The 20,510-nt window shown below is 70.0% G+C and carries 22 protein-coding genes; 10 read left to right on the forward strand and 12 right to left on the reverse strand.

From position 1 onward, the window contains the following. Window positions 1-75: 75 nt before the first annotated feature. On the forward strand, window positions 76-528 hold the full coding sequence (locus RGE_RS08045; RefSeq protein WP_043783907.1) for a hypothetical protein: 453 nt from the start codon (window positions 76-78) through the stop codon (window positions 526-528). Here RGE_RS08045 and RGE_RS23980 read toward each other — a convergent pair. Both RGE_RS23980 and RGE_RS08050 read right to left on the reverse strand, forming a co-directional pair. Continuing rightward, window positions 462-959 carry a helix-turn-helix domain-containing protein gene (locus RGE_RS23980; protein ID WP_014427839.1) on the reverse strand — a complete coding sequence of 166 codons (498 nt, stop codon included), beginning with the start codon at window positions 957-959 and terminating at the stop codon, window positions 462-464. The two genes, RGE_RS08045 and RGE_RS23980, sit on opposite strands and share 67 nt — an antisense overlap. Further along, a complete protein-coding gene (locus RGE_RS08050; RefSeq protein WP_014427840.1) occupies window positions 956-1,147 on the reverse strand; it encodes a helix-turn-helix transcriptional regulator in 192 nt (63 codons plus the stop codon). Before RGE_RS08050 ends, RGE_RS23980 begins: the two co-directional genes overlap by 4 nt. 170 nt (window positions 1,148-1,317) lie before the next feature. Here RGE_RS08050 and RGE_RS08055 point away from each other — a divergent pair, with 170 nt between their 5' ends. Beyond that, window positions 1,318-2,211: a hypothetical protein gene (locus RGE_RS08055; RefSeq protein ID WP_014427841.1), complete on the forward strand. Its 894-nt coding sequence runs from the start codon at window positions 1,318-1,320 to the stop codon at window positions 2,209-2,211. Between the two features lie 342 nt (window positions 2,212-2,553). On the opposite strand, the gene RGE_RS08060 is transcribed toward RGE_RS08055, so the two are convergent. Genes RGE_RS08060 through RGE_RS24380 form a run of 3 tightly spaced genes read right to left on the reverse strand, consistent with a single transcriptional unit; the run spans window position 2,554 to window position 3,752 of the window. Then, entirely contained in the window at window positions 2,554-3,276 is a 723-nt protein-coding gene (locus tag RGE_RS08060; protein ID WP_232504995.1) for a reverse transcriptase family protein, read from the reverse strand. Beyond that, entirely contained in the window at window positions 3,254-3,562 is a 309-nt protein-coding gene (locus RGE_RS08065) for a helix-turn-helix transcriptional regulator (protein ID WP_014427843.1), read from the reverse strand. The genes RGE_RS08060 and RGE_RS08065 overlap by 23 nt, the downstream gene beginning before the upstream one ends. 37 nt (window positions 3,563-3,599) lie before the next feature. Then, a complete protein-coding gene (locus tag RGE_RS24380) occupies window positions 3,600-3,752 on the reverse strand; it encodes a hypothetical protein (RefSeq protein ID WP_014427844.1) in 153 nt (50 codons plus the stop codon). A gap of 537 nt (window positions 3,753-4,289) precedes the next feature. Between RGE_RS24380 and RGE_RS08070 the strand changes: the two genes are divergently transcribed. Next, window positions 4,290-5,195 carry an ArdC family protein gene (locus RGE_RS08070; RefSeq protein WP_014427845.1) on the forward strand — a complete coding sequence of 302 codons (906 nt, stop codon included), beginning with the start codon at window positions 4,290-4,292 and terminating at the stop codon, window positions 5,193-5,195. 46 nt (window positions 5,196-5,241) lie between these two features. Here the strand turns inward: RGE_RS08070 and RGE_RS08075 are convergent, their stop codons facing one another. The 3 genes from RGE_RS08075 to RGE_RS08080 all read right to left on the reverse strand — a co-directional run bounded on the left by RGE_RS08075 (window position 5,242) and on the right by RGE_RS08080 (window position 7,313). Next, window positions 5,242-6,003 (reverse strand): reverse transcriptase domain-containing protein, encoded by a 762-nt coding sequence (locus RGE_RS08075; protein WP_014427846.1) that lies wholly within the window; start codon window positions 6,001-6,003, stop codon window positions 5,242-5,244. Then, window positions 5,975-6,118: a hypothetical protein gene (locus tag RGE_RS24270; protein WP_014427847.1), complete on the reverse strand. Its 144-nt coding sequence runs from the start codon at window positions 6,116-6,118 to the stop codon at window positions 5,975-5,977. The genes RGE_RS08075 and RGE_RS24270 overlap by 29 nt, the downstream gene beginning before the upstream one ends. 547 nt (window positions 6,119-6,665) lie before the next feature. Next, window positions 6,666-7,313: a TetR/AcrR family transcriptional regulator gene (locus tag RGE_RS08080; RefSeq protein WP_014427849.1), complete on the reverse strand. Its 648-nt coding sequence runs from the start codon at window positions 7,311-7,313 to the stop codon at window positions 6,666-6,668. 220 nt (window positions 7,314-7,533) lie between these two features. Here RGE_RS08080 and RGE_RS08085 point away from each other — a divergent pair, with 220 nt between their 5' ends. Genes RGE_RS08085 through RGE_RS08105 form a run of 5 tightly spaced genes read left to right on the forward strand, consistent with a single transcriptional unit; the run spans window position 7,534 to window position 14,984 of the window. Then, the gene (locus tag RGE_RS08085) at window positions 7,534-8,724 is read left to right on the forward strand and encodes an efflux RND transporter periplasmic adaptor subunit (protein WP_014427850.1); all 1,191 of its coding nucleotides are present in this window, start codon (window positions 7,534-7,536) and stop codon (window positions 8,722-8,724) included. A 24-nt stretch (window positions 8,725-8,748) separates the two neighbouring features. Further along, complete coding sequence (locus RGE_RS08090) at window positions 8,749-11,910, forward strand: efflux RND transporter permease subunit (protein ID WP_014427851.1); 3,162 nt, start codon at window positions 8,749-8,751, stop codon at window positions 11,908-11,910. A 1-nt stretch (window position 11,911) separates the two neighbouring features. Next, complete coding sequence (locus RGE_RS08095) at window positions 11,912-13,375, forward strand: efflux transporter outer membrane subunit (RefSeq protein ID WP_014427852.1); 1,464 nt, start codon at window positions 11,912-11,914, stop codon at window positions 13,373-13,375. Between the two features lie 13 nt (window positions 13,376-13,388). Next, window positions 13,389-14,081 carry a TetR family transcriptional regulator gene (locus tag RGE_RS24900; RefSeq protein ID WP_014427853.1) on the forward strand — a complete coding sequence of 231 codons (693 nt, stop codon included), beginning with the start codon at window positions 13,389-13,391 and terminating at the stop codon, window positions 14,079-14,081. 60 nt (window positions 14,082-14,141) lie between these two features. Continuing rightward, window positions 14,142-14,984 carry a hypothetical protein gene (locus RGE_RS08105; RefSeq protein WP_014427854.1) on the forward strand — a complete coding sequence of 281 codons (843 nt, stop codon included), beginning with the start codon at window positions 14,142-14,144 and terminating at the stop codon, window positions 14,982-14,984. Here RGE_RS08105 and RGE_RS08110 read toward each other — a convergent pair. Then, entirely contained in the window at window positions 14,981-15,520 is a 540-nt protein-coding gene (locus RGE_RS08110) for an outer membrane beta-barrel protein (protein WP_014427855.1), read from the reverse strand. The two genes, RGE_RS08105 and RGE_RS08110, sit on opposite strands and share 4 nt — an antisense overlap. A gap of 132 nt (window positions 15,521-15,652) precedes the next feature. Continuing rightward, the gene (locus RGE_RS23095) at window positions 15,653-18,214 is read right to left on the reverse strand and encodes an ATP-binding protein (protein WP_014427856.1); all 2,562 of its coding nucleotides are present in this window, start codon (window positions 18,212-18,214) and stop codon (window positions 15,653-15,655) included. A 14-nt stretch (window positions 18,215-18,228) separates the two neighbouring features. Here RGE_RS23095 and RGE_RS08120 point away from each other — a divergent pair, with 14 nt between their 5' ends. Further along, window positions 18,229-18,987: a response regulator gene (locus RGE_RS08120; RefSeq protein WP_014427857.1), complete on the forward strand. Its 759-nt coding sequence runs from the start codon at window positions 18,229-18,231 to the stop codon at window positions 18,985-18,987. Here the strand turns inward: RGE_RS08120 and RGE_RS23100 are convergent. Together RGE_RS23100 and RGE_RS08130 are read right to left on the reverse strand one after the other, a co-directional pair. Beyond that, window positions 18,951-19,484, reverse strand: coding sequence for a tetratricopeptide repeat protein (locus RGE_RS23100; protein ID WP_014427858.1), 534 nt, complete (start codon window positions 19,482-19,484; stop codon window positions 18,951-18,953). The two genes, RGE_RS08120 and RGE_RS23100, sit on opposite strands and share 37 nt — an antisense overlap. A gap of 133 nt (window positions 19,485-19,617) precedes the next feature. Then, window positions 19,618-19,992 carry a hypothetical protein gene (locus tag RGE_RS08130; RefSeq protein ID WP_014427859.1) on the reverse strand — a complete coding sequence of 125 codons (375 nt, stop codon included), beginning with the start codon at window positions 19,990-19,992 and terminating at the stop codon, window positions 19,618-19,620. 137 nt (window positions 19,993-20,129) lie between these two features. Here RGE_RS08130 and RGE_RS08135 point away from each other — a divergent pair, with 137 nt between their 5' ends. Further along, window positions 20,130-20,498: a translation initiation factor Sui1 gene (locus RGE_RS08135; protein WP_014427860.1), complete on the forward strand. Its 369-nt coding sequence runs from the start codon at window positions 20,130-20,132 to the stop codon at window positions 20,496-20,498. The last annotated feature ends 12 nt before the right edge of the window (window positions 20,499-20,510 follow it).

Consider the following 20,510-nt stretch of genomic DNA (forward strand, 5'->3'; position numbering starts at 1 on the left):
GCCGGGCTCAAGTCCCTGCCCGTCGGGCCGATACCTGCGTGACGGAAGGCACCGGCCCAACAGTCACAAACTCTCATGCCCCAACGCTCGTACACCTGGTTGCTGCTGACCTTCGCCGGGGCCTTCCTGTTCTTCGGCGGCTTGCTGTTCAACCCGGGCATTCGTGTCTTCGGCAAGCCGGTGGACCTCTTGGCCATTCTGGTCGGCCCCGTGGTGTTCCTGGTCGGTGTTGTCTGGGCGCTGGTGCTTGCGGTGCAGAGCCTGCGCGGGCCAGGCAGCCTGAGCCAGCGCCTGGGCTTGACTGCCCCTGCGAGGTACGCCCCAGGCGATGACGACGACGGTCACCGCCGGCGGCACGGCAGCAATGACCGCCGCGGGCCGGCGGTCAACGTTGACGGTACGCCCATGGCCACCGGCCATGTGGACGTGAACGGGAATGCCTATGGCTTCTCCGACCACCGTCACGATGCTGGCGGCTTCTCCAGCGGCGGTTCGTTCGGCGGCGGATTCAGCAACTCTCGTTGGTGACCGCCATCCGTCGCTGATGGCGCTGCCCTCTGAGCCAGCGCGCGGCGCTGCTGCCGCGCCAGCTTGCGTGACGTGATTTCGGCTGCACCGTCCTTGATGCGCTGGCGGTCGGGGCACAGGAACAGCACCTTGAAGCCTTGGCCAAGCGGCTCTCGGCGGATGAGGCCCAGCGTTTCCAGGTCAGCGAGATGGCCGCGGACAGCCCGCTCGTCCTTGCCCGTGAGCTTGGCGATGTGCGGCCCAGCGTAGGTCGTGTTTCCCTCGTAGTGGCAGGAGGCGAGAGCGAGGTACACATACATGGCCGCGTTGTCGATGCAGTCGACCACGTTGAACAGCATCGCCCGCGGCAGGCAGAAGTACCCGCCCTTGCCGTAGCGCTCGAACCAGCGGTCGTTCTCGGTGCTGGCGATGCGGTTGCGAGGGCGCTTCATGCCTGGCCCCCTTCGGTGAGCTCGCGTTCCAGCCAGGCTTCAACCTCGGCCACGTCGAAGAACGACAGCCGGCTGCCTGCCAGGTGGCGCGGGGCGGGGAATGCGCGCTGCGCAATCCAGTTTTCCAGGGTGCGGGTCGAGACGCCGAGGGCTTCGACCAGCGCGGACTTGGGGATGAACTTGTCCATCGAGATGCTCCAGGTGACGGGTGCGCCCGTCGGGCGAAGCGCGGCGGAACTGCCGGCTCGATGGAGTGAAGCCCCCCGTTTTAGCCTTCGCGCAATGACGCGCAGGCACTCGGGACGGCGGTGGCCGGCGAGACGGTGGCTAGACAGTGGACCTACCACCGGAAGCCACCATGAAAGTCTCGACCTCCGACTTGCAGGGCGTGCTGGGCGCCACGCCCGCCGCCGCGCCACCATCACGCGCGCCGCGACAAACCAACAGCCGCAGCGGGCGCGAGCAGGCCCGCATCAACGAGCTGAAGTGCATGCGTGTCGTCGCCCACCATGGACACGTCCGCATCGCCGAGCTGGCCCGCGCCGTCTGGCCCAAGGCGCGATACGCCGAGCAGGTCAGTAGGCGCGTTGCCAGCCGGCTGGTCGCCGAGGGCCTGCTGCTGGAACGCCGTAACGCGCTGGGCTCGCGCAGCCTGTGCCTGACCCGTGTCGGCGCAACCTGGCTGGAGGCCCGGGGCATCGAGGCGCAGCACACGCTAGACCTGTCGAGCGTGTCCGGCAGCACTTTCTTCCACCGAACTCTCGCCACGCGTTACCTCATTGAACGCCAGGTCGAGGGCTTCCAGACCGCAGGGGAGTACCTGCTGCTGCGGCGCAAGGCGCCGTTCCCGGTGGACCGGATGGTGAAGATGCTGCGCAAGATGCCAGACGGTGCTGTCTGGCAGCGCCGCGCCGACGGGCCGGCGACGGTGGAGGTGTGCGAGGTCGAGGCCGCCCGCAAGGCGCTGCCGCAGCTCGCGGCCTGCCTGCGGTGGGCAGAGCTCGTCGGCCAGCCGCTCGACCAGGCCGGCGCCTACCGGCTTGGAGGCTTGGTCTTCGTCTACGACCGCGAGCTGAACCATGCCCGCCGCATCCTGCTGGCCGCGACTTCGCTGTGGGGCCACCGACCCTTGCAGGAACGCGTAACGCTGGAACGCCGGGTCAAGCTCGTCGCGGTCGAGCTGCGCGACCCGCTGGTGTGGGTCGGTTCCAGCGTGACGACGTTACACGACCTGAGGCAGCGCGCCGTTTAAAACCTGGGAGCTACCCTAGGTAGACCCTCAGACGATGACCCGCAGGCAATCGGGACCAGCTGATTAGGCGCGTTCCCGCGCGCCCGTTCGTGGCCTCGGCCCCGTCCGGAAAATGCACTGTACGGCCCCGCAAGGGGGGAGAGGCGCCTTCGGGCGCCTCTCTTGTTTACGACCGTTGCCAGGTTAGGTCGCCCGCGCCACGGGTCGAAGAATCTGCGCGGCCTCTTGCTGGCGTCCACGCAGCTGGCGGCCGAGCTTCGCTCGCTCATCGCCGTCTGCGGCGACGTATGCGGAACGGGTCTCATGCAGCTTTCGATGGCGCTCGTTTGGCAGCCGCAGTTCTTAACCGACGATGACCGCGCCGGTGACACTCTTAGGCGCGCCGGCAGCGAAGGTGGCCGACTTCTTGCCCTTGGACTTCAAGCCATGGCGAGCAATGAGCATGCGTACTTCACCCAGTAGGCGCTTCGTGGCGTTCGGACCTGAGAGCGCGATGTCATCGACGTAGATGGTCAGTTTGCAGCCTGAGGCAACTGCGAGCTTGGCGATGTCCTCGAACAGCCCCCTCGCGGCGAAGAATGCCACCCGGCCGCTCAGCGGACTTCCGGTAGGCAGATGCAGTTGCCTGTAGCAACAGATGTCGGCCAGCCGGTCCGCGACATCGGCGGCGCACTCGAAGTCGCGCACGAACATCCGGAACACCATGGCCCGGGTCACGCTTGGATAGAACTTGTTGATGTCGGTCTTGATGACCGGGTGGTTACCGAGGTGCTGCCGCGCGTTGTCCGCATACGAACGGCCCTTCTGCGAGAACACGTAGTCCGGGACCTCAATGCGTGCGAGCAGGTCGGCGATGACCTTGTGCACTGCCGCCATCCAATGGATGGGCGCCTGGATTTCCCGGTCCTTCGGCCCCTTCCAGACCCGAAAAGATTCGGCAGCCAGAAGGTCCGTCACCGACTCCCATTTGACGCCGATGACGTCCTCAAACCGCCCCTTGCCGCGCAAGCGGAAGAGCGGCGACTGATTCAGCGCGTAGGCCTTACGCGGCGCGCTCGACGGCATCGCGTTCCTGAAGCCACTCAAGCAGCCTCAGTATCTTGTCCGCCGCCGCCACCCGCAGCTTCGCCCCGGGCTTTCGGTCCTCATTGATGGACTCCGAGAACAAGAGGATGGAGGACACGGGCATCTTGAAAACCTCGGAATACCGCTCCAGCAGGTCCAGCCCGGGCGTCTTGTCGCCTTTCTCCAGCTCGCTCAGGTACGAGTTGGAAATCCCAAGGCGCTTGGCCAGCTCCACTTGGGTGTACTGGTGGTAGGTCCGAAGCAGCTTCAGGGCGCGATTCAACATGGCATGCCTCTCGAATTTGAAATAAAGGGGTGACGAATCACCGAAGCAGGAAGTCAATCAGCTTGGCGACCATCGAGACGAGCCGGACCACCGCGGTGGCCAGGCGGAACGTCTCGGGACGCACCCACCAGGACTTCTTGCGTTGCTTCTTCGTCGCCCGCCGCTGAGGAGGCTTCAGAACGTCACTCATGACGATTCCTTTCGGCTGCACCAAACAACGCACACGGGATGTGTGCGCCGTGGCTGTCGCCCGCAACCGAACAGAGCAAAGCGGCGAGTTGACCCCCTTCACTTCCAGATGCCTGCCCGGGGTCGCCCGGGCAGGCTCGCACCGGCCCCAACCGTACCGCGCACCGGAGGACCGGCACCGTGCGGCGTGGGCTTGCGAGTAGTTAGAGCCTTTCGGCCCCACAGGGTGCTGTAGCACCCCAACAGTCGACAGTTATCTCTGTCAGCCTCGGGGCGGAGTGTAGCCGAAGAACTTCGCCCAGCGCAAGTTGTGTTTCGCTGTCAGCGAAATTTCGATATGACCCTGCTAAGGGGTCTCCCCTCGCGCCGCGCAACCGTCCGCACGCTGCGGCGTGCCCTCCGGCCTGGCATCCCCAGCTTCCTGTCGTGCAGCCGGGGTGTGCCCCTTCCAGGCCTGCGGCGGTTGCGCTCTTCTACCCCCGGTCTCGCCGACGGGCACGGGGTGCCACACGCACCCCCAGCCCTAAAGGAGCAAGTCATGGAAGGCAAGCAACAGCAGCGCGACCTCTACGCCGAGGTCACCCGTCGAATCGTCGAGGCCCTGGACCGGGGCGTCCGCCCCTGGTCGTGCCCGTGGTCCCGTGGCGCCGCCAGCGGCGGCATGCTGCCCCGCCGGCACGGCGGCGAGCCGTATCGTGGCGTGAATGTTCTGCTGCTGTGGGGCGCAGCGATGGAACGCGGCTTCACATCGCGCACCTGGTTGACCTACCGCCAGGCCGAGGCGCTGGGCGGGCAGGTTCGCAAGGGCGAGCGCGGCACGATGGTGGTCTATGCCGGTCAGTTCAGCCCCAGCAAGGAGGGCACCGAGGCGGTCGAAGGCGAAGCCCCGGCACGGCGGGCGGTGGCTTTCCTGCGCAGCTACACGGTCTTCAACACCGAGCAGGTGGATGGGCTGGCTGCGCCAGCCGCACCCGAGGTGCCCGCGGCCATCCAGCCCGACGCCGACGCGCTGGCCCTGGTGGCGCGGGCAGGCGCGACGGTTCGCCACGGCGGCGACCGCGCGTTCTACGCACCGGGGCCTGACCTCGTGCAGATGCCCGATGCTTCGCGTTTCCGCGATGCCGCCGCGTACTTCGGCACCCTGGCGCACGAGCTCGTGCACTGGACCGGCCACCCGGACCGCCTGGCGCGCCAGTTCGGCCAGCGCTTCGGCGACCAGGCCTACGCGATGGAAGAGCTCGTTGCCGAGCTCGGCGCCGCCTTCGTGTGCGCCGGCAGCCGGCTCAGCCCGGAACCGCGTGAGGACCATGCCGCGTACCTGGCCGCGTGGCTGGCCGTGCTGAAGCACGACAAGCGCGCCATCTTCACCGCCGCCGCTCAGGCCCAGCGGGCGGCCGACCTGCTGTGCGGCGTCGAGTCGGCGCAGGTCGAGGGCAGCCCGTAACGCGAAAGGCGCCCATCGGGCGCCTTTCGCGGACATGTCCGGCCTGTCAGGGCAACGAGTCCGCCTGAACCGGGTTCACGCTGCGCACGTAGCCCTGAATGCCCGCGCGTTGCAGTTCGCTCGTCGAGGCCTGGAAGGCTTCACGAAACTCGGCCAGCTTCGGTGGCAGGACCGAAAGCGGAGTACCTGCCGCAAGTTCGATGTTGAACGCGGAGATGGTTGCCGCCGGGCCCTGTTCCTTGTCGTCGCTGAAGGCGAGGCGCGACCGCTGCGCTTTGGTCTTCATCGTCGTCAGCACGTCACCTAGTTCTTCGGGGTCGTTACCCGACACGATGATGTCGTCGACGTACACGGTGACGACGACGCTGTTCTCGCGATGCAGTTGGTCGAGGTACTTGCCCAGCCCGCTTTTGTGCAACGCGAGCGAGGCCAGCAGCGGCGACTGGACGAACCCATATGGCAGGATTTGCCGGGCTGGGTCTTCGGGATGTTGAACCGTGCTCGCCGTTGCAATCCGTCTGGCCTCCGCGTGGCTGACGAACTCCTTCAGCACGCGCGAGATGCGGGAGCGACTGACTGAGCCGAAGAAGTCGGCGATGTCGACCTTGACGAAGCAGGTGCTTCGTTGGTGGCGCATCAGTGCGGCGACGTGGCCTCCCTGCCGCAGGTGAAAGTAGTAGCTTGGGGCCTTCCAGTGGGACTCGACGAGCTCTTTGACCTCGACGCCCTCTGCGCGCGCTTCAGGGGAAGGCTCGAAAACCCAACGACCTGGCTTTCGCTCAAACTTGTGCAGCCACTTCGCGGGCATTGGCTAGCTGATAGTTGAAGACCGCGTTCACGATGGCAGTGATGAGTTGCACAAGTGCAATGCCCATCCCAAACCAATCGCGAACAGGGCGGTCGTTGGGACGTTTCTTCTTCATCTCAACGATTCCTTTCACAACCCTGGCGCGCCCAGCGCGCAAGCGCGCGGATATTCAGCTAACCAATATGGCGCTGCCAACAGGGATACACCAAGTTGACCAGGACGCCTACAGGAGGTCACAGAGTGACAGTGAAAGGTGACTGCAGGTAGCCGGGGGGCCGCCTACCGCCAGGGCACCGCAAATCTAGCACATCGGTCCCGGGTTTGGCGACCTTGCCAGGCGCTTGCCGTGCGCTCGGTCCTGTCACACAATCTGATGCACAGACCTGTGTTGCGTCGGCTCTAAGTGCCTGTGAGAGCTGGGGTTTCGCGGTGGCCAATGGTCTCCCATCAGCCACCCCACCGAATAAGCGGCAACGCACAAAATGCCTGATTCCCCTGGAATCAGGCATTTTTTCTTTGTGCGTTCCGAAAGTTGTCGCACGGGCTGTGAGACGGCCCGGTGTCACGACGCTCGATGAGCGAACCGGCGGACGCAAGGTGCTGCATCCCTCGCGCCACACGCTGAAGGTCCGCCTGGGGCAGGCGGGTGTCCCGCCTAAGTACTAGCGCGGCTGATCCTTCCCGGTGGCGCTCAGCACGGTGTCGGCGTCCAGGCCGTAACCCCGCAGCCACAGGTCGACGCCCTGAGACACCGTCGTGCGAACCGTTGTCGCCGGCGGCATGTCGCGATAGACGCCGAGCTGGCGCTTCTCGCGCAGTTCGGATTCCACCAAGGCCTTGAAGTGCCAGGCCGCCGTCATGGCGTCCACATCGGCGCGCCCTTGCGCGGCCAGCAGCTTCGCGAGGAAGTCGCGCATCTTCCCCCAGCCCTTCGAGATGCCTTTCTCGAAGACCAGGCGGCCGACGTCGCTGCGATCCCCTTCGGCGATGGCCATGCGGCCGAAGGCCACCATGTCGGGCGACAGCAGGCCTTCGATGTACTGCACGCCGATGTTCACGAGGACCTCGCGCAGCGGGCCCGGGCGCTCGAGGTGGTCGAACACCGAACCCATGAGCCGATGAGCGGAGCGGTCCATGACCGCCACGAACAGCTCTTCCTTGGAGCTGAAGTAGTTGTAGAGCGTGGCCTTGGAGCCTCCGACTCTCTGGGCGATCTCTGCCATGGAGGCCTTGTCGAAGCCCACCTCCTCGAACACCCCGGCCGCGACGTTGACGATGTGCTGTCGGCGCTCTTCGCTCTTGGTACGCATGGGAGTCGGTCCCGCAATCGGTAGTTCGGGGGCGGGCTGAAGCGGCTCCGGCCTGGGTGCGGGATTGTGCCCGCCCCGCCGGCCGCCGGCGGCCGGCGCCGGGCGTGGACTCCGTCACGGCCTCGGCCCCCAAGTCCGCGTTGCCGAGCAGGGAGTCGCGAAACCCAATAAGATACCGTACAGTTCAGTTTAGAAAAGCTCTCGGCCGGAGTGCCCCACCATGTCTCACACCCCCTTCACCAAAAGCGTGCCGGCTGCTGCCGCCGCCACCGCCATCGTCTTGCTGACGGCCTGCGGCAAGCCGCCCGCCGGCGGTCCGCCGCCTGCACTGGCCGTTCCCCAGGTGGGTGTCGTCACGGTGCAGGCCCAGGCCTTGCCGATCACGCGCGAACTGCCTGGCCGGGTGACGGCGGAGATGGTCTCGGACGTGCGTCCGCAAGTCGGCGGCATCGTGCAGCGCCGTGCCTTCATCGAAGGAAGCCTGGTCAAGGCCGGCGACCTGCTCTACCAGATCGACCCCGCGACCTATCAGGCGACGGTCGATTCGGCCCAGGCGGCGCTGGAGCGTGCCGAAGCCACCCTGGTCAGTGCCCGGCTGAAGGCCGAGCGTTACGGCGAGCTGGTGAAGATCAGGGCCGTCAGCCAGCAGGACGCCGATGACGCCGCCGCCGCCTTGCTGCAGGCGCGTGCCGACGTCAATTCCGCCCGGGCGGCCCTGGCCACCGCCCGCATCAACCTGTCCTACACGCGGGTCAGTGCCCCGATCTCCGGCCGGGTGGGGCGGTCCTCGGTGAGCCCGGGGGCGCTGGTCACGGCCAACCAGACCACCGCGCTGGCGACCGTGCAGCAGCTCGATCCGATCTACGTCGACGTCACGCAGCCCAGCGCGGCGCTGCTGCGGCTCAAGCGCGCGCTCGAGGCCGGTCAGCTCAAGCATGCGGGTGCCGACGCCGCCAAGGTGGATCTGCTGCTGGAAGACGGCAGCCGCTACCCCCTGGCAGGCAAGCTGAAGTTCGCTGAAGTCTCGGTCGACCCGACCAGCGGCGCCGTGACCATCCGGGCCGAGTTCCCGAACCCCAAGGGCGAACTGCTGCCGGGCATGTACGCGCGCGCCGTCGTCCAGCAAGGCGTCGCCGAGCAGGCCATCGCCGTGCCCCAGCGTGCCATCGTGCGCGACACCAAGGGCGACCCCACCGCATACGTCGTCACGCCGGACAACAAGGTCGAGCTGCGTTCGCTGCAGACGGGGCAGACCATCGGGGACCGCTGGATGGTGACATCGGGCCTGAAGGCCGGCGACCGCCTGGTCGTCGACGGGCTGCAGAAGATCCGTCCCGGTCAGACCGTGGAGGTGCTGCCCGCCGGCGCCGGGCCCACTCCGCCGCAAGCCGCTTCGGCCGCCCGTTCCTGACCCCGCGCTGGAGACGCACACATCATGGCTCGCTTCTTCATCGAACGGCCCGTCTTCGCCTGGGTCCTGGCCATCGTCACCATGCTGGCCGGCATCCTGTCGATCAAGGCGTTGCCGGTCGCGCAGTACCCCAGCATCGCGCCGCCTTCGATCGCCATCTCGGCGACCTACCCGGGCGCTTCCGCCAAGACCCTGGAGGACACGGTCACCCAGGTCATCGAGCAGAAGATGCAGGGGCTGGACCGCCTGCTCTACATGAGCTCGACCAGCGACTCGACCGGCAACGTGTCGATCACGCTGACCTTCGAGAACGGCACCAATCCCGACACCGCCCAGGTGCAGGTGCAGAACAAGCTCGCGCTGGCCACGCCGCTGCTGCCTCAGGCGGTGCAGTCGCAGGGCGTCAAGGTCACCAAGTCTTCCAGCAGCTTCCTGGCCGTGCTGGCCTTCATCTCCGAAGACGGGAAGATGAGCAGCGCGGACATGTCCGATTACGTCGCCTCCTCCGTACAGGAGCCGATGAGCCGTGTTCCCGGCGTCGGCGAGACCCAGCTCTTCGGGGCGCAGTACGCGATGCGCATCTGGCTGGACCCCAGCAAGCTCAACCAGTACAAGCTCACCCCGGCCGACGTCAGCGCCGCCATCCAGGCGCAGAACGCGCAGGTCTCGGCTGGCGAGTTCGGCGGTGCCCCATCGCTCAAGGGCCAGCAACTGAATGCCACCATCAATGCCCAGACGCGGCTGCAGACGGTGGACGAGTTCAATCAGCTCCTGCTGCGCACGCAGACCGACGGCTCGCAGGTCTTCCTGTCGGACGTCGCGAGGGTGGAACTCGGCAGCGAGAACTACGCCATCAGCGGCACCTTCAACGGCAAGCCGGCCATGGGCCTGGCCCTGAAGCTCGCGACGGGGGCCAATGCGCTGGACACCATCAAGGCCGTCGAGGCCAAGATGGACGAGCTTCAGCCCTACTTCCCCGCGGGCATGAAGGTGGTCAAGCCGTACGACACGACGCCTTTCGTGCGCATCGCCGTCGAGGAGGTGGTCAAGACCCTGGTCGAGGCCGTCGTGCTGGTGTTCCTGGTCATGTACCTGTTCCTGCAGAACTTCCGCGCCACGCTGATCCCGACGATCGCGGTGCCGGTCGTGCTGCTGGGCACCTTCGGCGTGCTGATGGCCGCCGGCTTCAACATCAACACCCTGACGATGTTCGCGATGGTCCTGGCCATCGGCCTGCTGGTCGACGACGCCATCGTGGTCGTGGAGAACGTCGAGCGGGTGATGAGCGAGGAAGGGCTGTCGCCGAAGGAAGCGACCAAGAAGTCCATGAACCAGATCACCGGGGCGCTGGTGGGCGTCGCCCTGGTCCTCGCGGCGGTGTTCGTGCCGATGGCGTTCTTCGGCGGCTCCACGGGTGTGATCTACCGCCAGTTCTCGATCACCATCGTCTCGGCGATGGCGCTGTCGGTGCTGACCGCCCTGGTGCTGACGCCGGCCCTGTGCGCGACCTTGCTCAGGCCGGTGGAAAAAGGGCACGCCGAGGCCACGTCCGGATTCTTCGGCTGGTTCAACCGCAACTTCCGCCGCAGCAGCGTCGCCTACGGCGGCGCGGTGCGCCACGTGCTGCACCGCAGCCGCCGCTACCTGCTGATCTACGGCGTTCTGTCGCTGCTGGTGGTGGGCGCCTACATCAAGCTGCCCAAGGGCTTCCTGCCCGACGAGGACCAGGGCACCGTCTTCACGCTGGTGCAGTTGCCGCCGACCGCCACGTCCGAGCGGACCAGCGAAGTGCTGGCGGCGGTCGAGAAGCACTATCTGGTCGACGAGAAGGACGCCGTCGAGTCGACCTTCGCGGTCAGCGGCTTCAGCTTCGCCGGCCGCGGCCAGAACATGGGCCTGGTCTTCACGCGGCTGAGGCCCTGGGACGAACGCAAGAGCGCAGATCTCAAGGCCAGCGCCGTGGTGGCGCGTGCGCAGCAAGCCTTCACGCTGATCCGCGACGCCTCGGTGTTCGCCATCATCCCGCCGGCCGTGTCCGAGCTGGGCAACGCCACCGGCTTCGACCTGATGCTGCAGGACCGGGGCAACCTGGGACATGCCGCGTTGATGGACGCGCGCAACCAGCTGCTGGGCATGGCGTCCCAGGAGAAGGGCCTGGCCGGCGTGCGGCCCAACGGCATGGACGACAAGCCGCAGTACGTGCTCAGCATCGACAAGGCCAAGGCCACGGCGCTCGGCCTGTCGGTGGCGGACATCAACGCGGTGCTGTCGGCCGCCTGGGGCAGCGCCTACGTCGACGACTTCATCGACAAGGGCCGGGTCAAGAAGATCTATGTCCAGGGAGATGCCGCCTACCGAATGGTGCCTGAGGACCTGAGCCGCTGGTACGCGCGCAACAGCGCCGGTCAGATGGTGCGCTTCGACACGTTCGCCAGCGGCCACTGGACGTCCGGCTCGCCGCGCCTGGAGCGATACAACGGCGTCTCGTCGGTGGAGATCCTGGGAATGGCCATCCCCGGCATGATGTCCAGCGGCGAGGCCATGTCCAAGATGGAGGAACTGGTCGCGCGCCTGCCCAAGGGCATCGGCTACGAATGGACCGGCTTGTCGCTGCAGGAGCGGCAGGCGGGCTCGCAGGCGATGATGCTCTACGCGCTGTCGGTGCTGATCGTCTTCCTGTGCCTGGCGGCGCTGTACGAGAGCTGGGCGATCCCGTTCGCGGTGATCCTGGTCGTGCCGCTGGGCGTGCTGGGCACGCTGGTGGCGGCTCTTCTGACCTGGAAGCTCAACGACGTGTACTTCCAGGTCGGCCTGCTGACGACCGTCGGCCTGGCGAGCAAGAACGCCATCCTGATCATCGAGTTCGCCAAGGACCTGGTGGCCCAGGGCCGCAGCCATATGCAGGCGGCGGTGGAGGCCGCCCGGCTGCGTCTGCGGCCGATCATCATGACCTCGCTGGCCTTCGTGCTGGGCATCGTGCCGCTGGCGCACAACAACGGCGCCGGCTCCGGCGCTCAGAACGCGCTGGGCAATGCCGTGATCGGCGGCATGCTCACCGGCACCTTCCTGGCGATCTTCTTCGTGCCGCTGTTCTTCGTGGTCGTCATGCGGCTGTTCGACCGGCGTCCCGCGCCGGACGCCGCGGCGTCCTCGGGCGGCCAACCCACCGTGACGGAGGTGCGTTGAGATGCGCCGCTTGCTGACTTCCCCCACGCTCCTCGCCACGGCGGCGCTTGCCCTGCTGGGCGGCTGCAGCCTGATGCCCGTCTACGAGCGGCCGCCGCTGCCGGTGGCGGACCACTACCCGGCGCCGGCCACGCCCGCGGCGAACTCCGTGAGCGCCGCCGAACTCGGCTGGCGCGACTTCTTCGCCGACGAGCGCCTGCGTGAACTCATCGGCCTGGCGCTGGACAACAACCGCGACCTGCGGGTGGCCGTGCTCGGCATCGAGAAGTCCCGCGCGGCCTACCGCATCCAGCGGGCCGACCTGTTCCCCGGTGTCAACGCGACAGCCGCGGGCACCGGCACCCGCACCCCGGCGGAGCAGACCGGCACCGGCCAGGCGGCGGTCAGCCATGCCTACAGCGCCGGCATCGGCTTCTCGGCTTACGAGCTGGACCTGTTCGGCCGCGTGCGCAGCCTCAACGAGCAGGCCCTGCAGGCCTACCTCGGCACCGCCGAGGCGGCGCTGAGCACGCGCATCAGCCTGGTGGCCGAGGTCGCCGGCGACTACCTGACCCTGGCCGCCGACCAGGCCCTGCTGGACCTCGCCCGCCGTACGCTGGAGTCCCGCCAGGCGACGCTGGAGCTGACCGAGCGCGCCTACGCGCTGGGCTCGTCGTCCGAGCTGACCCTGCGTCAGGTGCAGAGCAGCCTGGAGTCGGCGCGGGTGGACGTCGCGGCCTACACGGCCCAGGTCGCGCAGGACCGCAATGCCCTGGCCCTGGTGGTCGGCACCGAGGTGCCGGAGCGTCTGCTGCCGCCGGCGCTGCCGCAGGTGCTGCCCCGGGTCTTCGGCGCCGGCGACCTGCCGCTGGGCCTGCCTTCGGACCTGCTGGCGCGCCGGCCCGACATCCGCTCGGCCGAGCACACGCTGCAGGCCGCCAACGCCAACATCGGCGCCGCACGCGCGGCGTTCTTCCCGCGCATCAGCCTGACGGCCTCGGCCGGCTACAGCAGTTCCGAGCTGAGCCAGCTGTTCAAGAGCGGACACGGCGGCGGCTGGACCTTCTCGCCCGGGCTGTCGCTGCCCCTGTTCGACGCCGGCAGCAACCAGGCCACGCTGGACAGCGCCAAGGCCGAGCGCGACATCGCCGTGGCCAGCTACGAGAAGACCATCCAGTCCGCCTTCAAGGAGGTGGCCGACGCCTTGGCGGTGCGCGCCACGGTCAGCGACCGCCAGTCTGCCCAGGCCCGGCTGGTCGACGCCACGCAGCAGAGCCTGCGCCTGTCCGACGCGCGCTTTCGCATGGGGGTGGACAGCTACCTGGACGTCCTGGACGCCCAGCGCAGCCTGTACAGCGCCCAGCAGGGCCTGATCAGTGTCGAGCTGGCGCGGGCCAACAACCTGGTCACCCTCTACAAGGTTCTGGGTGGCGGCTGGACCGAGCAGACCGCGGCGCAAGCGCCTGCCGAGCCGGCACGTCGCTGACGGTGGCGACGCCATGGGTGCCCGGCGCGCAGCCTCCGGCCTCAAGGCGCAGCAGGCCGACGAGACCCGGCAGCGCCTGCTCGATGCTGCCGGTCGCGTCTTCGTCGAGACGAGTGTGGCCTCGGCCACGCTGGAGGCGATCGTGCGGTCGGCCGGGCTGACGCGCGGGGCGCTGTACTGGCACTTCGACGGCAAGTCCAGCCTCCTGCAGGCGCTGCTGCAGTCGCGGCGGCTGCCCCTGGAGCAGCTGGCACCCGAGGACATGCGCAGGGCACCGGCGCCGACCCTGGCGCGGGCGGTGGCCGAAACCGTGTCCGATGCTCGCCACCGCGAACTCTGCCAGCTGCTGGTGCGCAACCCCGACGTGCCCGAGGTGCGCGAACGCATCCTGCTGGCGCGCTGTCGCCTGCAGCGGGCCATCCAGCGGGCGCTCGGCACGCGGCAGGCGGCGGCGCGGCATCTGGGATGGCCCGTGCGCGCCTGCGTGATCGGCACGCTGGCCGAGTGGCTGGAGCTGCCGCCGCCGGCCGGCGTGGACGTCGACGGGCTGGCGGCCGTGCTCGAGCAGGCGCTGGGCGTTTCGCGCCAGCCCGATGCTCCGCATCCGTCCCCGTGCGGCGTCGTTCAAGAGGACGGCATGCGGCCTTCGTCGGTGCTGCCGCCGCCCTGCGCGCACTGGGCCGGGCGCTACTGCGGCAAGCGCTGAGCGCACTCGCGTCCTCGGGCTCGCCGCCGGTGCCCGCCCTGCGTGCCGCAGGCGGAGGCCGTGGCGAACCCCGTCGCGGTGCAGGCGAGCCCTTCGGCGCCGCCGCCGTCGCCGCCCCAGGCCCACCCGTCGCGGGCTTCGGTCCGGCAGCTGAACACGGCCTCGCCCGAGGATCTGTACGCGATCTATCGCGCGGGCCTGGAGTCGGACTCGGTCGAAGCCAAGTTCATCGCCAGCGAGGCCGTGGGTCATTGCCTGCTGTCCGTGCACGACGTCCACGCCGGGCTGGCGATGGCCGACGCACAGATCAAGGGCGATATCGAACTGGCCAGGACCCAGCTTCGCGATCGCTGCAAGCTCTTCTACGGCGAGTCGCCGCAGGCGCTGCGGGCCGGGCGCAAGGCGCTGCACGATGCCGTGTACGGCCCGGACTCTCCGATAAGCTCGGTCGCACTCGACTTGCCGGATGACCCGGGCGACGCCCAGGTCCGGCAGGTCAGGGCGGCCCTGTCCCGGACCCTGCAGCGCGACGGCGGTGACGCGCTGCCGTGGGCCGGGGGGGCTTTGTCCGACTGGCTGCAGTTCCTACAGCAGCACCCGGACCAGGCTGCCGGACTGGACGAGACGCTGAGGGAAGGCGCGACCCTGGGCGAGGCCGTGCTGCTGGCCAGCTGCACGCTCGGCGGCCATTGCGGCCGCGGCACGCTGCTTCAGTTGATGTTCTGCATGCAGATGGGCCGCTGCGACGCGGTCGACGCGACCGTCGTCGCCGGCGCGGAGGACGCGCCGGCTGCCGAGCGCATGCAGGCCCAGGCTGCGGTGATCGCCGAGGCGATCCGCACCGGGCGGCTGTCGCGGCTGGGGCTGCCGGCCGCACGGCCTCCCGGTCTTCGGGGGCCTTAGAACGCGAAGTTCGCGCCGAAGGTCGTCTGGCCGACGTAGGGCTTGGCGTCGAACGCGTTGACGAAGCGGTAGCGCTCGTAGCCCAGGCGCAGCGAGGTCTTCTGGTTCAGGTCGTACTGCAGGCCGGCGCCGACCTTCAGCGCCGGGCTGTTGTCGGTGCCGTCCGAGGTCTTCAGGTGGCCTTCGGCGACGCCCAGGCTGCCCAGCACCGACCACTTCGGCACGAACTCGTAGCTGGCGACGCCGTCCAGGAACACGCCCTGGGCCTTGGCGGTGCCGCCGGTGCCGTCTGCGTGCGAGCGGCCGAGGTTGAAGTAGCCGCCTTCGACGGCGAAGTTCGGCGTCACGTGGTAGCCGCCATAGAGCTTCAGGCCCGGGCCCGAGCCGCCGTCACCGCCGCCGAAGCCGTTGATGCGGCTGCTGTAGTCCGGTGCGCTCAGCGCGCCGCCGACGTACAGCCCTTCGGCGTGCGCGACGCCGCCGATGCCGGCCAGCAGAGACATGACGACGAGGGGCTTGGCGAAACGAGTGGACATCTTGCTTTCCTTCTTCGATGTCGCACCGGGGATCGATGCGATGGCTCCACTGTGCGAGCCGCGCTGCAAGCCGCGGTTTCGTCGCGCCGTGCCGGGCGTTACGCGTGTAGCCCGTGCTGCAACGCGGCGTCTTCAGCCGCGCAGCGCCCGCGCGATGGCCCGCGCGAGCTCGGCGCGCGTCAGCGGCTTGGCCAGCGTCACCGTGATGCCCGCGCCGGCCGCACGCTGCTCGAACTGCGGCCCGCCCCAGCCGCTGGCCAGCACCACCGGCAGCCCGGGGCGCAGCGCGTGCACCGCCTGCGCCAGCGCGGTGCCGCTCAAGCCGGGCATCAGCTCGTCGGTCAGCAGCAGCGCGTAGCGCTCGGGTTCGGCCTCGAAGCGGCGCAGCGCTTCGGCGCTCGACGCGGTGCCGAAGGGTTCGTAGCCCAGGCCGGCCAGCAGCTCCGACGCCAGGTCGACCAGCGCCGGCTCGTCGTCGACGACGAGCAGCGCCTGGCCGTCGCCCATCGGCAGCGTGGCGGTGTCGTCGGCCGCCGCGTCGTCGGCCACCGCCTCGTCGCACCACGGCAGGTAGAGTTCGAAGCGTGTGCCCTGGCCGGCGCGCGTGTGCAGGTCGATCGCGCCGCCCAGGTCGACGACGACGCCGTGCACCACCGCCAGCCCCAGCCCGGTGCCGCGATGCGTGCCGCCAGCGCCGCCCGCGCTGCGGGTCGTGAAGAAGGGTTCGAACAGATGCGGCAGCACCTCGGCCGGGATGCCGGTGCCCTGGTCCTCGACGACCAGGCGCACGTAGCGGCCGGGCGCCAGGCGGCCGTCGAACAGGCGGCGTTCCTCGGCGAGCTCGACGCGGTCGAGCGCCACGCCCAGCGTGCCGCCTTGCGGCATCGCCTGCAGGCCGTTGGTGCAGAGGTTCATCACCGCCTCGAAGACCGCGGTCGCGTCGCCGCGCACGACGGCGTCGGGGGCCTGGCGCTGCTGCTGCAGCGAGGTGCCGGCCGGCAGCTGCGAGGCCAGCAGCTTCAGCACCTCGTCGACCACCGGCTGCAGCCGCAGCGGCACGCGCGAGCGCGGCGCGCCGCGGCTGAAGGCCAGGATGCGTTCGACCAGCGCCTTGCCGCGCTGTCCGGCCTGCAGCACGCGCTCGACCGGGCGGGCGGCGGCGGAATCCGGCGGCAGGCCGTCGCGCGCGATCTCGCCGTAGCCGATGACCGACGCGAGGATGTTGTTGAAGTCGTGCGCGACCCCGCCGGCCAGCGTGCCCAGCGCCTCCATGCGCCGGGCGCGGCCCAGTTCGTCCTCGAGCCGCTGCCGTTCCTCGCGCGCCTGCACCTCGTCGCTGACATCGATCGCGGTGCCGCTCAGCAGCACGCCTTCCGGGCCGGCGACCGCCAGCCCGCGCGTGCGCACGTGGCGCCAGCCGCCGTCGGGCGTGCGTACGCGGAACACGCGGTCGAAGGCGCCCTGGCGGCCGGCAGCATGTTCGACGAAGGCCGCGCGCAGCGGCTCGACGTCCTCAGGGTGCAGCAGCGCGGTGGCCACCGGGCCGTCGTGCACTTCGGCATCGCGCGCCAGGCCGAGCAGTTCCTTCATGCGCGGAGACAGGTAGCTGTGGCCGGTGGCGGGGTTCCACTCCCAGGCGCCTTCCTGCGCCGCCTGGAAGGCGCGCAGCGTGCGCGCCTGCTCGGCTTCCAGCGCCGCCTCGCTGGCCCGGCGGCGCGCCTGCTCGCACGCGTTGCGCACGCCCATCAGCAGCGTCACCAGCAGCGCCGAGCCGGCGAAGCCGCCGACCAGCCAGGCCTGGCGTGTCCACGGCGCCAGCGCCGCGGCGCGGCTGCGCGAGACCACCAGCAGCAGCGGCGCGCGCGCCAGCGCCCGGGCCGCGACCAGCCGGCGCTCGCCGCCGGGCAGCTGCAGCTCGCGCGTCCGGGCGCGCTGCGGGTCGTCCCAGAGGCCGTGCGCGGCGTCGTCCTGGGCCCATTCGCGCGAATGGTCGCCGGGGCCGTCGGCGACCAGGCCGAGGTCGCGGCGGTAGATCGCCATGCGCGTGTCGGCCGACGGCGACAGGCGGTCGAAGTCGCGGTCGAGGAAATCGGGCGCCGCCTCCAGCATCACGACGCCGCCGAAGCGGCCGTGCGCGTCGCGCCAGTCCATCGCCACGCTGATCGACGGTGGGTCCTCGGGCCGCAGCACGTGCGGCAGGCTCAGGTGCAGCGCGCCGGTGGCGCCGTCGCGCGCGGCGACGAAGAACTCGTGTGCGGCCAGCGGCGCGGCCGGCGCGGTGTCGGCATGCGACGAGGCGATGCGCCGGCCCTCGGCGTCGGTGATGTCCAGCGCGCGGAACTGCGGCAGCCCGGCGACGTGGGCGCGCAGCAGCGCGTCGGCGCCGGGGGTGCCGGGGGCGATCAGGCCGCGCGCGAGTTCGTCGCGTGTCGTGCCCAGCGCCGCGGCGGCGGCTTCCAGCGTGGCGTCGGCCTGCGCCGCCATCGCGCCGGCCAGCGAGGCCAGCTCACGCTGCTCGGCCTCGACGACCTGGCGGCGCGTCGACCAGAGCTGGCCGACGACCGCCAGCGCGACGACCAGCTCGATGGCCAGCAGCACGCGCAGCGAACGGCTGCGCAGCAGCGTCGCCCAGGCGCCGGCGGCTGCCGGCGCGGCGGGCAGGGCAGGCGCTACAGTCTCGGCCGTCAGTTCCACCGCCCAAGTCTGTCATGTCCGTCGACGCCACCGATTCGCCGCTGCCCCTGCCGCACGTGCTGGTGGTCGACGACGACCCTTCGATCCGCGAGCTGCTGCAGCAGTACCTGGGCGACCACGACCTGCGCGTGACGGTCGTCGAGAGCGGGGCGCGCATGATGGCCGTCTTCGACGAGCAGGCGATCGACCTCGTCGTGCTGGACCTGCGCCTGCCCGGCGAGGACGGCATGCAGCTCGTGCGCCGGCTGCGCGAACGCGCGATGCTGCCGATCGTGCTGCTCACCGGCCGGGCCGAGGAGGCCGACCGCGTGATGGGCCTGGAGTTCGGCGCCGACGACTACGTCACCAAGCCGTTCAGCCCGCGCGAGCTGCTGGCGCGCATCCGTGCCCAGCTGCGCCGCAGCACGCTGGCGGCGCAGGCGGCCGAAGCGCCGGCGCGCGAGGACCGCCGCCGTGCCTTCCGCTTCGCCGGCTGGGAGCTGAACCTGCGCACGCGCCGCCTGATCTCGCCCGACGGCGCGCAGGTCGAGCTGAGCAACCACGAGTTCAACCTGCTGGCCGCGTTCTGCGGCGCGCCGCAGCGGGTGCTCAGCCGCGACCAGCTGCTCGCGATGTCGCGCCTGAACGGCGCCGAGGTCTACGACCGCACCGTCGACGTGCAGGTGCTGCGGCTGCGCCGCAAGCTCGAGGCCGATCCCTTCCATCCGACGCTGATCGTCACCGAACGCGGCGCCGGCTACCGCTTCGACACGCCGGTCGAGACGCTGGTCTGACGCGCCAGGCGCATCAGCGCCCAGGCGACCAGGCCGCCGGCGGCCACCGCCAGCAGCAGGCTCAGCGGGATGACGGCGTCGCTGGCCGGAGCGGGTGGCGGCGCGGCGGCGTGCGTGCTGCCCAGCCGTTCGAGCTGCAGGTCCAGTGCGCGCACCGCATCGGGCCGGGCGAAGGGCAGGCCGGGCGCCAGCCGCCGCGCCGCGGACAGCTCGTCCTGGGCCGGCCCGAACAGGCCTTGCCGCGCCAGCAACTCGGCGTCGACGTAGTGCGCCTGGGCGTCGTCGGGATGGGCCTGCAGCACGCGGCCGAGCTGGCGCCGCGCTTCGTCGAGATGGCCGGCCTGCACGCTGCGGTCGACCTGCTCCAGCGTGGCCGCTGCCGCCGGCTGGGCGGCCGCGACGTGGACCAGCAGCGCACAAGCCGCGGCCAGCAGCACGGTGGCCGGCAGGCAGAGACGGTGCAGGCGAGAGGGCGTGGGACGGGCGGCAGTGGCCATGGCTCCTCCGGGCGGTGGCGCCGGGCCACGGGGCCCGGACGGGTCACTGTGCGCATCCCGGTGCAAAGAACGATTGCGCGGCGCGCCGCGGCCGATGACAACTGCAACCGAATCCCGACAGGGACTCGCGCCCTCAGGCGTCTTCGTCGGCCTCGATCGTCAGGCGCAGCCGTTCGCCGCCGCCGCATTCGACGAAGGCCTGCAGCCGCAGTTCGCGCCCGACCGGCACGTCGCGGCGGAAGCGGTAGTCCAGGCCGTCGTATCGGCCGGCGGGATCGGTGGCGATGCGCCGCGACCACTGCAGCTCGCCGTCGGCCAGCACCCGCAACTCGTGCCAGGGCTCGCGTGCGCCGGGGCGGGGCCGCACGCTCATCGTCACCGAGATCTCGAAGCGGCGCTCGCGGCGAGCGTCGGCGGGCACGACGAGCAAGGCGTCGGCGCGGTCGCCGGCGTCCAGGCGCCAGTGTTCGGGGCGCGGGGCGGGGTCGGGGCGGGCGGCAGGGGTCACGGCGCGGTGCAGTGCGGGAACGGGCCGGGAGCGTAGCGCAGCGCCGCGCCCGATGCATGGGCCCGGGCGGCGCGCGTTTATGCTCGCGCGATGACCTCGACGAAGCCGAACCCGACCCGGCGCCCACGATGGGCGCGATGAGCGATCGCCGCCGCAGCGGCGCCGGCGGTCTGGTCTATTCCACCGACAGCGGGCGCATGTGCCCGGCCTGCCGCCTTCCGCTGGCCGACTGCGCCTGCCGCGCGCCCAAGGCCACGCCTGCCGGCGACGGCATCGTGCGCGTCGGCCGAGAAACCGCCGGCCGCGCGGGCAAGGGCGTGACGGTGGTGCGCGGGCTGGCGCTCGACGCCGCCGCGCTGGACACGCTGGCGCGGCGCCTGAAGGCGCACTGCGGCAGCGGCGGCACGGCGCGCGACGGTGTCATCGAGATCCAGGGCGAGCACCGCGACAAGGTGCAGGCCTTCCTCCAGCAAGAAGGCTGGACGGTGCGCCGCAGCGGCGGCTGAGCACGCTGCGGC

Origin of the sequence: Rubrivivax gelatinosus IL144, assembly GCF_000284255.1 — a bacterium.
Taxonomy (GTDB): domain Bacteria; phylum Pseudomonadota; class Gammaproteobacteria; order Burkholderiales; family Burkholderiaceae_C; genus Rubrivivax; species Rubrivivax gelatinosus_A.

Coding starts and splice junctions, on each gene's coding strand:
- RGE_RS08110 (WP_014427855.1), bottom strand. CDS start 15,520: ATGTCCACTCGTTTCGCCAAGCCCCTCGTCGTCATGTCTCTGCTGGCC.
- RGE_RS08120 (WP_014427857.1), top strand. CDS start 18,229: ATGTCCGTCGACGCCACCGATTCGCCGCTGCCCCTGCCGCACGTGCTG.
- RGE_RS08065 (WP_014427843.1), bottom strand. CDS start 3,562: ATGTTGAATCGCGCCCTGAAGCTGCTTCGGACCTACCACCAGTACACC.
- RGE_RS23100 (WP_014427858.1), bottom strand. CDS start 19,484: ATGGCCACTGCCGCCCGTCCCACGCCCTCTCGCCTGCACCGTCTCTGC.
- RGE_RS08075 (WP_014427846.1), bottom strand. CDS start 6,003: ATGCCCGCGAAGTGGCTGCACAAGTTTGAGCGAAAGCCAGGTCGTTGG.
- RGE_RS08070 (WP_014427845.1), top strand. CDS start 4,290: ATGGAAGGCAAGCAACAGCAGCGCGACCTCTACGCCGAGGTCACCCGT.
- RGE_RS08050 (WP_014427840.1), bottom strand. CDS start 1,147: ATGGACAAGTTCATCCCCAAGTCCGCGCTGGTCGAAGCCCTCGGCGTC.
- RGE_RS24270 (WP_014427847.1), bottom strand. CDS start 6,118: ATGAAGAAGAAACGTCCCAACGACCGCCCTGTTCGCGATTGGTTTGGG.
- RGE_RS08045 (WP_043783907.1), top strand. CDS start 76: ATGCCCCAACGCTCGTACACCTGGTTGCTGCTGACCTTCGCCGGGGCC.
- RGE_RS08095 (WP_014427852.1), top strand. CDS start 11,912: ATGCGCCGCTTGCTGACTTCCCCCACGCTCCTCGCCACGGCGGCGCTT.
- RGE_RS08060 (WP_232504995.1), bottom strand. CDS start 3,276: ATGCCGTCGAGCGCGCCGCGTAAGGCCTACGCGCTGAATCAGTCGCCG.
- RGE_RS08080 (WP_014427849.1), bottom strand. CDS start 7,313: ATGCGTACCAAGAGCGAAGAGCGCCGACAGCACATCGTCAACGTCGCG.
- RGE_RS24380 (WP_014427844.1), bottom strand. CDS start 3,752: ATGAGTGACGTTCTGAAGCCTCCTCAGCGGCGGGCGACGAAGAAGCAA.
- RGE_RS23980 (WP_014427839.1), bottom strand. CDS start 959: ATGAAGCGCCCTCGCAACCGCATCGCCAGCACCGAGAACGACCGCTGG.
- RGE_RS24900 (WP_014427853.1), top strand. CDS start 13,389: ATGGGTGCCCGGCGCGCAGCCTCCGGCCTCAAGGCGCAGCAGGCCGAC.
- RGE_RS08055 (WP_014427841.1), top strand. CDS start 1,318: ATGAAAGTCTCGACCTCCGACTTGCAGGGCGTGCTGGGCGCCACGCCC.
- RGE_RS08085 (WP_014427850.1), top strand. CDS start 7,534: ATGTCTCACACCCCCTTCACCAAAAGCGTGCCGGCTGCTGCCGCCGCC.
- RGE_RS08135 (WP_014427860.1), top strand. CDS start 20,130: ATGAGCGATCGCCGCCGCAGCGGCGCCGGCGGTCTGGTCTATTCCACC.
- RGE_RS08090 (WP_014427851.1), top strand. CDS start 8,749: ATGGCTCGCTTCTTCATCGAACGGCCCGTCTTCGCCTGGGTCCTGGCC.